This is a genomic window from Mesorhizobium sp. WSM4842, assembly GCF_055901575.1.
Genome location: NZ_CM148372.1, coordinates 6,223,687 through 6,236,163 on the forward strand (window position 1 = coordinate 6,223,687; position 12,477 = coordinate 6,236,163).

A 12,477-nucleotide genomic window follows, 5' to 3' on the forward strand; every position below is an offset into this window, starting at 1 on the left:
CTTGGGCGTGAACAGCGTTAATGAAGCCTGCTGCGGGCCGTGCACGGGCCACCCGCCAGGCTCAGGTGATCGGGCGCCTTATTTTATTCAAGACGTGCTCCGCGGCGCGCAGCAATGCGTTATCATCCAAGCCGCGGAAAGGAGAGTTGGGATGACCGTGCTGCGCATCGTCTCGAATATCGCCACAGACAGCATTCCGGATGTTCGGAAGTTCTATACCGACTTGTTCGGGCTCGATGCCGTCATGGATCACGGGTGGCTCGTCACGCTGGCGTCCAGCGAAACCACCATCCCCCAGATCAGCATCGCCAGCGAGGGCGGCTCAGGCGCGCCGGTGCCTGATCTGTCGATCGAGGTCGACAATGTCGACGCGGTTTATCTTCGCGCAAACGAGATCGGTTGCAGACTGGTCTATGATTTGACCGACGAACCGTGGGGCGTAAGACGTTTCTTCATTGCCGACCCGACCGGCAAACTGCTCAACGTGCTCTCGCATCTTCGCTAGAGATTGTTCTGCAATGCAGGACATTGGCAACCGTCCAAACATTCAGCCGAACGACTGAAACGGGCCCAATTGCGGTCATCGGAGGAAACCATGAGCAGAACAATTCCATTTCATTTCGTCGATGTCTTCGCGGTAGAGCCGCTGACGGGCAATTCACTTGCGGTGGTCGACGGCGGTGGCGAGTTGGCGCTCGAGCTCATGCAGAACATTGCACGTGAGTTCAACCAGTCCGAGACAACCTTTGTGCTACCGGCGACCCGGGAGGACGCCGACTGGAAGTTGCGCTCTTTCACGCCGAAAGGCGTAGAGGTTTTCGGTGCTGGCGGCCACAACACGCTAGGGGCTTGGTGGTGGCTCGCTGCAGCGGGGCGGCTCGATCTGGGCGATGGGCCAACATGGTTTCACCAACAGATCGGCGACTTGGTGTATCCATTGGCTATCTGGCAAAGCCAAGGGAAACTCGAAAAGATCATTATGCAGCAAGAAGCCCCAGCGGCCGGCCGGCAGCTCTCAAACCTTGGCGCTCTTGCCACGGCACTCGGCCTTAATACTGAAGAAATAGCGGCTGAGGTCGTGCCTTGCCAGGTGGTCTCGACCGGTGCTGCCCATCTCCTGGTGCCGATCCGCGATCGCGAAGCCGTCGACCGGATTTCGCCGGATGCCAAACAGCTTTTCGACCTGCTCAACCAGATCGGCGGGGAAGGCTGCTACGTCTTCTCACTCGATCCACGGCTGCCCGAAACCACGGCGTATGCACGCTTTTTCAACCCGACTGTTGGCATTTCCGAGGATCCGGCAACCGGTACGGCGGCTGGTCCGCTCGCCGCACATCTCGTTGCACACGGTCTTGCACAGCCCGGCGTAATCAAGATCGAGCAAGGCACGGCGCTCGGACGTACCAGCATCATCGAGGTAGATGTAGATGCCGGCTCAGTGAGCGTCTCTGGACGCGGCATCGTGGTGGCGAGCGGGGCGTTTTCGATCTAGTCGAAGGTGTAGTCCGGGTGGGCGCGCAGGCAGCCTGTGCCTGTCCCACAATGTCGCAGCAGGTGGCGCCCCGCCATTTGGCGCGGCTGTGCGGATGGCGTGGTCTGCCACTCGCCTTCGGCCTGGATTCGCTTAGGTAGCCGATTTGTTTAATCTGTTCAGGCTTTCGCCCAGTATGACAAGCGCGATGCCGAGCAGCGCAATGTCCTTGATCAGGAACTGACCGGCGGGACCGAGCGCGGGAAAGCCCAACGCAGGCTCCCAGATCGGCAGGGCAACCATGATCGAACAGGTGACCAGGAAAATCAGGGCGGCCACTGCCCCGCCGGCGACACCGGCGCGCGTCGACCAGGGAGAGGCAATCAGGAGAAGCGCGGTCGCGATCTCGACGACGCCAAGCACATAAGAGGCACCGGCTTCACCAAATACCGGATACATCCAGGCGAGCCAAGGCGTGCCGCCGATCAGCGGCCTCAACGCCTCGATCTCAACAGCCGTGAACTTCATCCCGCCGATCATGAGAAGCGGCAGTATGACCCCGGTCAGGGCGACGATCCGCCCGGCTTTCCTGACCGCGGCGGCTTTTCGCGCCCATGGCCGAGGAAGGATCTCGTCTTGACCTTCAGGCTCTGATGTTTTGAGAACCGGCATGAGTTTCCTCCTCCGCCAATTGCACCACTCGCGCTGTCACGATCGCTTGACCCCGATGCGCTGCTCAGTCCGGCTTGTAAGGATACGAGTGATGCTCGTGAGCGATGATCCAAAGGTCACCTTCCTTCCGTAATCCGACGGTGAGCCGGAGGCGGGTTGCCGGGTCCTTTTCAAGCTCTTCCCTGGTGCCGCACCGCAGCAATGCGGTAGCAAAAGCAACCCGGTCGCCCGCCGTGACATCCAGCCGCTCGATCGCGAAAACGCCGCCCTGCTTGAAGTGCTCGAAGAACGGGCCCCAGCTATCGCGATAGGCCTCAATTCCCCTGAGTTCGTTCGGGGGTGGGACATCGAACATCACAAGGTCCGTCGCGTGATCCGCAATGATTGTCTCCAGGTCTTGCTGCTGCACGGCATTCGCCCAACGCTCGATGAGCGCCTGGATGTGTGCCTCGGCGTCGCGCGCCGTGTTCTCCATTGGAATGCTCCTCCTGCTAATCTTCTTGGTTCTGTATCGAGGACGATCGGGAGGCGCTCGATCCGACACTGAGTGATCTTGTTTGCTCCGTTCAGCCGATCCAGCCGCTGCGAGGCAATCGCGGGAGCGATCCGCCAAGGCCGGAAGGTCACGGCATTGAAGAGCGGGTGGCTGTTCCCCGATAAGATGGAGATACGGGCTCACGACTGGACGCCGGGCCCAAGCATCAAACGGAGAACAACCATGAGCAAGTATATCGGGCTCGACATGCCGTTGAAAGAGGCGGCACTTTCTGTGCGGCGCGATCGCATGCGGATCTGGCGCGGTAAATGCCCGTCGGGACCGAGCCTGGTTGTGAGCTTGCGAGGTTGCAATTAATTGGCGCCCGAGCCGTGTCGAGGTCAATGTCCGTGCCCGCCTTCGACACTCGAAAGCAACAGCCGACCTTCGCGTCTTGGCGATGGCCGGCCGGCACCCTAAAGCGCGTCGCGTTTGACCGGGCACATGCGACGCGCTTTAGGTTATTGTTTTATGCACGTCGTTATCGCAAAACCGCTGCACACTTTTGCGCGACATGCATTAGAGCGACACGTTTTATCCCGCCGCTGTGCGAATGCAGCGCACATCACGCGGGCCGCTACGAGGGATATTTCCCTTTTTGCGCGCTCGCTCGAAGCGGCGATTGCATTCGCGACGCGCGCGATCGCAGGCGTTGTCCAGTTTGGCGGCGGAGGCGTATCCCTGTATTGCGAGTTTTCCGGTCACGACGCCATGACCGTCATGGTACAACCGATAATAGCATCCGGCGGCTTCAGCGGGTGCAATCGATCCAGAGACGATAACAAGGCCGAGGGCGGCTGTCCCGGCAAGCAAGAGTAAGCTCTTCATGTGTTCTATCCCCGATTTTGGATTACCTCCGCGACTGCGGAGTAATCGGAACACAGCTATGTCGTCGGGCACGACTGAAAGATTCATTCATGCTGGATGCCAGCGGCGACTGGCTCAAAGCTGTGGTGCACTGGCCTTCGCCATCTCCCTCAGCCTGAACTTCTGGATCTTGCCGGTTGAGGTCTTCGGGATTTCGGCGAAGATCACCGCCTTCGGCACCTTGAAGCGGGCGAGCAGCGCGCGGCAGTGATCGATGATCTCGGCTTCGGTCGCCGTCCCGCCCGGCTTCAGCTCGACATAGGCGACCGGCACCTCGCCCCATTTGTCGTCGGGCCTGGCGACGACGCCGCAGGAGGCGACGGCAGGATGCTTGTAGAGCGCCTCCTCGACCTCGATCGAGGAGATGTTCTCGCCGCCGGAAATGATGATGTCCTTGGAGCGGTCCTTGAGCTGGATATAGCCGTCGGGATGCCTGACGCCGAGGTCGCCCGAGTGGAACCAGCCGCCGGCGAAGGTCTCGTCGCTCGCCTTGCGGTTCTTCAGATAGCCCTTCATGACGATGTTGCCGCGGAACATGACCTCGCCGATCGTCTCGCCGTCGGCCGGCGTCTCCTCCATCGTCTCGGGGTCCATCACTGTCAGATCCTCGAGCGCGGCATAGCGCACACCTTGCCTGGCCTTCCTCGCCGCCCTGAGACCCTTGTCGAGCCCGTCCCACTCGCCATGCCATTCGTTGACGACGGCCGGGCCATAGGTCTCGGTAAGGCCATAGAGGTGAGTGACCGCAAAGCCTGCATCGGCCATGCCCGACAGCACTGCTTCCGGCGGCGGTGCCGCGGCCGTGCTGAAGGTGACCGTCTGCGGAAATTGCCGCTTGTCCTCGTCCCTGGCATTGATCAGCACCGACATCACGATCGGCGCGCCGCACAGATGGGTGACGCCATGATCGGCAATGGCGTCGTAGATCGGCTTCGGCCGCACCCAGCGCAGGCAGACATGGGTGCCGACCTGCACGGCCAGCGTCCATGGAAAGCACCAGCCATTGCAGTGGAACATCGGCAGCGTCCACAGATACACCGCATGCTTACCCATAGCGGCATGGATGGTGTTGGCGTAGGCCATCAGTGCCGCACCGCGATGGTGATAGACGACGCCCTTCGGATTGCCTGTGGTGCCGGACGTGTAGTTGAGCGAGATCGCATTCCATTCGTCGTCCGGCATCGACCAGGCGAAATCCTCGTCGCCACCCGCGACGAAGTTCTCGTAGTCGAGCGTGCCGATCCGCTCGCCCTTGGGATAAGGGGCATCAGTGGCGTATTCGGGATCGTCATAGTCGATGACCAGCGGTTTTACCTTAGCCAGCGCCAGCGCCTCGCTGACGACGCCCGCGAATTCGCGGTCAACGATCAGCACCTTGGTTTCGGCATGGTCGAGCTGGAAGGCGATGACCGCGGCATCGAGGCGGGTGTTGAGCGAATGCACCACCGCCTTGGTCATCGGCACGCCGAAATGCGCTTCCAGCATCGGCGGCGTGTTGGACAGCATGACGGTGACGGTGTCGCCCTTGCCGATGCCGCGCCTCTGCAGCGCCGAGGCAAGCTTCAGCGACTGCCGCCAGAAATCACGATAGGTCGTGCGCTGGCGACCATGGATGATAGCAACATGATCGGGAAAGGTCTTTGCCGCCCGCTCGAGATAACTGAGCGGCGTCAGCGGCTGGTGGTTGGCTGGATTCCTGTCGAGATCCTGTTCGTAGGGATTGCCCATCCCGTCCTCCCCTGGCGCATGCCCCCCAAAATCGGAATCGATTTTCGGGGGCATGCGCAAGATCAAAGTGTTACAGCGTCCATTGCGCGTCCGAAAGGACGCGCGGCGCTGTAATGTCTGATCGAGACCTTCTACCCCACAGGCTTCCGGCCCGTCACCACCAACGCCACGATAGGGCGCATTTGGCACAATGATGATCTAGATAAAGCAAGCGAAAGGGCATCGTTTACCCTCGCTCGGTTTGACTTTTGTCGAGAGCCGTGAATAATGTCAGCAAGGAGATGGCATGGCGATCCGACCTGCAGAACAGCTTATTCACAAGGCCGCCTGGCTCTACTATGCCCACGGATTGCGCCAGGACCAGGTGGCCAGCCAGCTCAAGATTTCCCGAGCCTCGGTCGCCATGTACCTACGCAAGGCGCGCGAGACCGGCATCGTCAACATCTCGACCTCGACCCAGCTTTTCACCGACGACGTCATGGCGCGCAAACTCGAAGACGGGTTGAAGCTCGACGCCGTCTGGATCGCGCCGGAAAACGGCCATGTCGCCGATCCGTCGACCGACATCGCGGTGCTGGCGGCCAGCGTCTTTCTCGAACTGATCAAGAAGGGCGACCGCATCGGCGTCGCCTGGGGACGGACCATCTATACGATCGCCGACATCATGTCCTATGCCGATCTGCAGGATGTCACGGTGGTGCAGCTCTGCGGAAATCTGGGAGCCCCCTATTCCTACCGGCCCGACCAATGCACCATGGAAATCGCACGCCGGCTCAACGCCAAGGGGCTCAATTTCTATGCACCGCTGGTGCTGACGACGGAAGAACTGGCGCGCGGCCTGCGCGCCGAGCCGGTGATCCGCGAGCAGTTGTCGGGCATCAGTGCGTGCAACCTGGCGCTTTACTCGGTCGGCACCGTCGACGCCGACAGCCATGTCGTCAAATGCGGCGCGCTGACGGCGAGCGAGATGGAGGTGCTGCGCCGTGCCGGGGCTGCCGGCGTCGTCGCCGGGCAGATCATCGACGCGCAAGGCAAGGCGCTCGACTGCAGCTACAACCGGCGGATCATTTCGGCGGAGCTGTCATCGCTGCGCAAGATTGAAAAGCGCCTCGTGGTGGTGCAGGAGGACAGCAAATTCGGACCGCTGGTGGCGGCGATCGCAGGTGGGCTGTGCACGCATCTGGTGGTCGGCGCTCGGATGGCGCGACGGCTGCTCGACCATGCCGGACCGGCAGCGGAAAAGGTCGCCTAGGCACGCAAACTCCACCGCGGACGCATTGTCATCAAGGCGTCGCGGCATTCCTGTTTCACAACGAGCAAATCGGACGAAGCGAACATGAAGAACCTGTGGAATGACGGCGACGCGGAGAAGCTGGTTGCCGACTATGCAAAAAAGGGTGTGGCCCGCGACCTGGCGCTGCGCGTCTATACGACCAGGCTTCTAGGCGGCGAACCGCGGCTTGTCCTGCATGGCGGCGGCAACACCTCCTGCAAGACAAAGGTCACCGATCTCGTCGGCGACGAATGGGACGTGCTTTGCGTCAAGGGCAGCGGCTGGGACATGGGAGTCATCGAGCCGCAGGGCCTGCCGGCGGTCAAGCTCGGCGCGCTGCTGAAGGCGCGATCGCTCAAAAAACTCTCCGACGAGGATATGGTCGCCCTGCAACGGGTGAACCTCATCGATCCGTCTTCGCCGAACCCTTCGGTCGAGACGCTGCTGCACGCCTTCCTGCCGCACAAATTTGTCGACCATACCCATTCAACCGCCGTTCTGGCCGTCGTCGACCAGGACGACAGCGAGGCGCTGAGCAAGAAGGTCTTCGGCAGCAAGATGGGGTTCGTGCCTTACATCATGCCAGGCTTTGACCTGGCGAAGGCGGCGGCCGATGTCTTCGACGCCGACCCGACGGTCGAAGGCCTGATTCTCGACAAGCATGGCATTTTCACCTTTGGCGACGACGCCAAACAGGCTTACGACCGGATGATCCATTATGTGAACGTCGCCGAGGATTTCATCGCCAGCCACGGCAAGCCGCGCACCGAAAAAGCCGCCTTGCCGGCCAGGCTGGCGAAGCCTGCGGATATCGCGCCGCTGCTGCGCGGCGGCGTGGCGGTGGCACGCGGCGAAGGCCGCTTCGATCGCATGATCAGCGATTTCCGCACGTCGGACGCGATCGTCGATTTCATCAATTCGGCAAAGATCGCCGACTATGCCGGTCGCGGCGTATCGACACCCGACCTGTCGATCCGCATCAAGACCGGACCGATGGCGCTGCCGGCGCCCGACGCGGACAAGATCGGCGACTACAAATCCGTCATCCGCCAACATGTCGAAAAATTCGCCAACAACTATCGCGCCTACTTCGAAACCAACGACGCGCTCGACGATGTGGAGCGCACGATGCTTGACCAGATGCCGCGGCTGACGCTGGTGCCGGGCCTCGGCATGTTCGGCCATGGCCGCACACTGAAGGACGCGAAGATCGCCTCCGACGTCGGCGAAATGTGGATCGAGGCGGTGCGCGGCGCCGAAGCGGTCGGCGACTTCCGTCCACTGTCCAAAGCCGACCTGTTCCCGCTTGAATACTGGTCGCTGGAACAGGCCAAGCTCGCCTCCAATAAGCCGAAGCCGCTGACCGGCCAGGTTGTGCTGGTCACCGGCGGCGCCGGCGCAATCGGTGCCGCCACCGCAAAGCTGTTCGCCGACAACGGCGCCCATGCGGTCGTCGTCGATCTCGACGCGGCAAGGGCTGCCGAGGCAGCAAAAAAGGCCGGCAACAGTTCGATCGGCATCGGCGCCGACATCACCGATCCGGCGCAGATGCGCGCTGCGTTCGACAAGGCGGTCGCCGTCTACGGCGGCCTCGACATCCTGGTCTCGAATGCCGGTGCGGCCTGGGAGGGCAGGATCGGTGAGCTCGACGACGCCACTTTGCGCAAGAGCTTCGAGCTCAATTTCTTCGCCCACCAGTCGGCGGCGCAGAACGCGGTGCGGATCATGCTCGAACAGGGCACCGGCGGCGTGCTCCTTTTCAACACCTCCAAGCAGGCAATCAATCCCGGTCCGAAGTTCGGCGCCTATGGCATCCCAAAGGCGGCGACGCTGTTCCTGTCCAGGCAGTATGCCCTCGACTATGGCGCCCACGGCATCCGCTCGAATGCCGTCAACGCCGATCGCATCCGTTCCGGGCTTTTGACCGACGCCATGATCGCAAGCCGCTCGGGCGCGCGCGGCGTGTCGGAAAAGGAATACATGGCGGGCAACCTGCTCGGCCAGGAAGTGACGGCCGAAGACGTCGCCCAGGCCTTCCTGCATCAGGCGCTGGCCGAGCGGACCACCGCGGATGTGACGACGGTAGATGGCGGCAACATCGCGGCGGCGCTGAGGTAGGCTCAAGAACAGTCCAGACGCAAAAAGAGCGGCCGAAAGCCGCTCTTTTCTTTTGCCTGCGATAAAGAGTTATTTCGCGTTCGGGTTCGGCATCCAGGCCGGCATCGCGACATCGGCGTGGGCGAACTGCGGCAGCTTGGCCGAGAGGTCTTCCATGTTCTTGATGTCCTTGTCGATCAGGTCCTTCTGGGTGATCAGCGTCGGCGGTACGATGACGTTGTGGCCGGGGTCTTCGCCGGCCAAAAGCTGCGCCAGCGCGCGCACCGAAACCTGGCCGACGACAGCCGGATTGGTGGCGGCGGTTGCCGCCCAAGCGCTGTCGGGCTCGCGCATTGCGGCGATGTCGGAGGTCGAGATGTCGGCCGAATAGATCTTGATGTCCTGGGACAGACCGGCCTCGTCGACGGCGATCTTCACGCCCTTGGCGAATTCATCATAGGGCGCGAACATCACCTTGATGTCGGGGTTGGCCGACAGCACCGAGCGGGCCTGGTTGGCGACGGAATTGGCGATCGGATTGTCGAGCGTGCCGAACATCGCAGCCTCGTTGATGCCCGCATATTTCTTCTTGAAGTCGACCCAGGTCTCGTTGCGGCGGTCGAGCGGCGCGATGCCGGCGACATAGACGTAGCCGGCCTTCCAGCTCTCGCCATTGTCCTTGACCGCCTGTTCGAGCGCGAGGCGCGCGAGGTCGCGGTCGGACTGCTCGATCTGCGGTATCTTGGGGTTTTCGACATTGACGTCGAAGGCGACGACCTTGATGCCGGCGTCGACCGCGCGCTGGGCGGCTTCCTTCATCGATTCCGTCAAGCCGTGCTGGATGATGATGCCCTGAACGCCGAGCGCGATGGCCTGGTCGACCATGTCTGCCTGAAGGGCGGCGTCCTGACGGCTATCGAGGACGCGCAGATCAACGCCAAGCGCCTTGGCCTGCGCTTCGACGCCGGAAAGGTAGGCCTGGAAGAAGTCACCGGTCGAGAGATAGCGGACCAGCGCGATCTTGACGGCGCCGGGTTTGTCGAACGGCGCCGGCTTGTCCTGCGCCATCGCCGGGACCTGCATCAGCAGCGCGGCGCCGGCAAGCCCAAGCGCTGCCTTCCCCAAAAGTCTTCTTGTGATCTTCATGTTGTTTCCTCCACTTGTTGAACTCAAATTTCAGCCGGTCGAAATCCTATCTGTCGAAATCCTATCTCTTGCCCCTGCCGGAAAGGGCGAAGGTGAAGACAAGGGCAACCACGAGAACCAAGCCCTTGATGAAATCCTGCGTGTAGTAGGGCGCGTTCATCATCGTCAGGCCCTGCAGCAGCACGCCGACAAACACCGCACCGACGGCCGTGCCGAAGGCGTTCGGCTTGGCAGCGCCGAGGACCGCGTAGCCGATGAGCGCCGCCGCTACAGCATCGAGCAGGAGATTATTACCCGAGGCGATGTCACCGCGTCCAAGCCGGGCAGCGAGCAAAATGCCGCCGATCGAGGCAAAAACCCCTGAAATAACGTAGGCCCAGATTTTGTATGCCTTGACAGGCGCGCCGGCGAGCTCGGCAGCCCGTTCGTTGCTGCCGACCGCATACATCATACGGCCGAAACGGGTGTATTCGAGAAAGAACCAGATCAGCACCGCAAGCACGAGCAGGACGACCACCGAAACCGGGATGAGGTTGGGGATGAAGAAATCGAAGCGGTGGCGGCCAAGCGCCAGAAAGCCAGCGCCGAACGTGCCGTTGGCGACCGAGCCATCAGGCATCGTCATGCCGGTGGCGATCGAGCGGCCCTCGGTCGGGATTCGCTGCAAGCCGACGAGCAGGAACATCATGCCGAGCGTCGCCAGAAGGTCCGGTACACGCATATAGACGATCAGCCAGCCATTGATGAGCCCGACGATGACGCCGATCGCGAGACAGGCGACAACCGCGACGACAGCGTTCTGCTCCAGCACCACCATGACATAGGCGGCCGCCATCATGGCGCTGGTGGCGACGGAGCCGATCGACAGGTCGAAGCCGCCGACGACCAGGGTGGCGGTGACGCCGAGCGCCAGCACGCCGGTGATGGCGACGGACTGAAAGATGAAGACGGCGCTCTGCGGTGAGACGAAGCCATCGGCGGCGACGGCGAAATAGGCGATCAACCCGAACAGCAGAACGATGAAGCCATAGCGGATGGCATGGTCGCGCGCCGCTGCCATCCTTACCCAACCCGAACTCATGCCCTCTCCATTCCAGGTCCCATGATCTGCCCGCCCTTTACGCTGCGCTGTGCAACGGCCCGCCCGCCACTTCGGCCAGCAGGCGCTCGAGGTCGATGTCGGCATTGCGATGTTCGCCAACGATTGTCTGCTCCGACATCACCAGGATGCGGTCGGCGGTCTCCAGCGCTTCGTCGAGTTCGGTGACGAACAGCAGCGTCGCACGGCCGTTCGCGCTCGCCCGCAGCTTGGCCGCGATATCGCGCCTGGCCGAAATGTCGACGCCCTGAAACGGCTCGTCCAGGATGAACAGTTTTGCGGCCTGCGAAATCCAGCGGGCGACCATCACCTTCTGCTGGTTGCCGCCGGAAAGGGCAGACATTTCGTCCTTCTCCGAGCGGCAGACGATGCCCAGCTCCTGGATCTGCCGGCGCGCGGTGGCGCGCTCGATGCGACGCTTGAGAACGCCCAGACGCGACATCCGCCTGTGGAACGGCAGGCTGATATTTTCCTGGATGTTGAAGTCGCCGACGATCCCGTTTTCGCCCCGGTCCTTGGCGACGAGAAACACGCCGGCGGCGATCGCCTCGCCTGTCGAACCCGGTGCATAGGGTTTGCCGTTCAGCATCATGGCGCCGGACAGCGGCTTGCGCACGCCAAACAGCGTCTCGGCGAGTGCGGTCTTGCCGACGCCGACGAGGCCGGTGATGGCAACGACTTCGCCGTCGCCGAGCGTCAGCGAGATCGGCCTGGCGCCTTGCGCAATGCGCAACCCGTCGATCGTCAGGACAGGCCTGGCCGAATTCCTGGCGACGATCCGGTCGAGGTGGATCTTGCGGCCGAGCATGGCGTTGACCGCGCCTTCATAGTCGAGCGGCTTTCGGTCGAAAACGCCTGAGATGACGCCGTCGCGCATCGAGACGATCCGGTCGGCAAGCCGCCTGATGTCCGACATGCGGTGCGAGATGTAGAGGATTGCGACGCCGTGCTCGCGAAGCCTGTCGAGCAGCGCGAAAAGCCGGTCGGCCTCGGCGCTGGACAGAGAGGACGTCGGCTCATCGAGGATCAGCACTTTCGGCTGATGCGCCATGGCGCGGGCTATTGCCACCATCTGGCGGTCGGCCAGCGAGAGATCGCTGATCCGGGCTCTCAGGTCGATGGCCAGCCCCATGCGGTCGGCAACCGCCTTTGCCTCGCGACGCACCCGGCCCGGATTGAACAGGGTCGGCGCGCCGCTGCCGCTCAGCCTGTCGAGCGTCAAATTGGTGGCGACGTCGAGGTCGGCTACGACACCATCATTGATGTTTTGATGAACGGTGACGACACCGGCGCGTATCGCCTCCGCCGGCGTATTCGGCGCGAAATCGTGGGGCGCGAAGTCTTGGGGCGCGAAGTCGTGGCCGGCAAGGCTCATCGTGCCGCCGCCGCGCTCGTAGACGCCGCTGATGATTTTGACCAGGGTGGATTTGCCGGCGCCGTTGGCGCCCATCAGCACGGTCACTTCACCAGCATGCAAATCGAGCGAGACGCCGCCAAGCACCTCGATATGGCCAAAGGACTTCCTCAGGCCGTGCACGCGGAACACGGCATTATTGCCCATTCGTTCCTCCCTGACCATGACGCTAGGG

10 protein-coding genes and 1 pseudogene are annotated in these 12,477 nt (G+C 62.3%); 5 read left to right on the top strand and 6 right to left on the bottom strand.

The window, feature by feature from the left end:
• Positions 1–151 precede the first annotated feature (151 nt).
• Both AC0NIE_RS30200 and AC0NIE_RS30205 read left to right on the top strand, forming a co-directional pair.
• The gene (locus AC0NIE_RS30200; protein WP_123146931.1) at positions 152–505 is read left to right on the top strand and encodes a VOC family protein; all 354 of its coding nucleotides are present in this window, start codon (positions 152–154) and stop codon (positions 503–505) included.
• Positions 506–508: 3 nt separating this feature from the next.
• Positions 509–1,492 carry a PhzF family phenazine biosynthesis protein gene (locus AC0NIE_RS30205; protein WP_473486025.1) on the top strand — a complete coding sequence of 328 codons (984 nt, stop codon included), beginning with the start codon at positions 509–511 and terminating at the stop codon, positions 1,490–1,492.
• Positions 1,493–1,624: 132 nt separating this feature from the next.
• On the opposite strand, the gene AC0NIE_RS30210 is transcribed toward AC0NIE_RS30205, so the two are convergent.
• The gene (locus AC0NIE_RS30210; RefSeq protein WP_473486026.1) at positions 1,625–2,143 is read right to left on the bottom strand and encodes a DUF417 family protein; all 519 of its coding nucleotides are present in this window, start codon (positions 2,141–2,143) and stop codon (positions 1,625–1,627) included.
• Between the two features lie 64 nt (positions 2,144–2,207).
• Positions 2,208–2,618, bottom strand: a complete 411-nt coding sequence (locus AC0NIE_RS30215) for a YybH family protein (protein ID WP_123146928.1) — start codon at positions 2,616–2,618, stop codon at positions 2,208–2,210.
• A 243-nt stretch (positions 2,619–2,861) separates the two neighbouring features.
• On the opposite strand from AC0NIE_RS30215, the pseudogene AC0NIE_RS30220 reads away from it, so the two are divergent.
• Positions 2,862–2,972: pseudogene (locus AC0NIE_RS30220) on the top strand (IS110 family transposase); the annotation flags it as partial.
• 648 nt (positions 2,973–3,620) lie between these two features.
• Here AC0NIE_RS30220 and AC0NIE_RS30225 read toward each other — a convergent pair.
• Positions 3,621–5,273: an acyl-CoA synthetase gene (locus tag AC0NIE_RS30225; protein WP_473486027.1), complete on the bottom strand. Its 1,653-nt coding sequence runs from the start codon at positions 5,271–5,273 to the stop codon at positions 3,621–3,623.
• 286 nt (positions 5,274–5,559) lie between these two features.
• Between AC0NIE_RS30225 and AC0NIE_RS30230 the strand changes: the two genes are divergently transcribed.
• Both AC0NIE_RS30230 and AC0NIE_RS30235 read left to right on the top strand, forming a co-directional pair.
• Positions 5,560–6,525 carry a sugar-binding transcriptional regulator gene (locus AC0NIE_RS30230; protein WP_473486028.1) on the top strand — a complete coding sequence of 322 codons (966 nt, stop codon included), beginning with the start codon at positions 5,560–5,562 and terminating at the stop codon, positions 6,523–6,525.
• 84 nt (positions 6,526–6,609) lie between these two features.
• The gene (locus tag AC0NIE_RS30235) at positions 6,610–8,664 is read left to right on the top strand and encodes a bifunctional aldolase/short-chain dehydrogenase (RefSeq protein ID WP_473486030.1); all 2,055 of its coding nucleotides are present in this window, start codon (positions 6,610–6,612) and stop codon (positions 8,662–8,664) included.
• 69 nt (positions 8,665–8,733) lie between these two features.
• Here the strand turns inward: AC0NIE_RS30235 and AC0NIE_RS30240 are convergent, their stop codons facing one another.
• The 3 genes from AC0NIE_RS30240 to AC0NIE_RS30250 form a co-directional block, all read right to left on the bottom strand.
• A complete protein-coding gene (locus tag AC0NIE_RS30240; RefSeq protein ID WP_123146924.1) occupies positions 8,734–9,789 on the bottom strand; it encodes a substrate-binding domain-containing protein in 1,056 nt (351 codons plus the stop codon).
• Between the two features lie 61 nt (positions 9,790–9,850).
• Complete coding sequence (locus AC0NIE_RS30245; RefSeq protein WP_292186995.1) at positions 9,851–10,870, bottom strand: ABC transporter permease; 1,020 nt, start codon at positions 10,868–10,870, stop codon at positions 9,851–9,853.
• 37 nt (positions 10,871–10,907) lie between these two features.
• Positions 10,908–12,449: a sugar ABC transporter ATP-binding protein gene (locus AC0NIE_RS30250; protein ID WP_473486031.1), complete on the bottom strand. Its 1,542-nt coding sequence runs from the start codon at positions 12,447–12,449 to the stop codon at positions 10,908–10,910.
• Positions 12,450–12,477 lie beyond the last annotated feature (28 nt).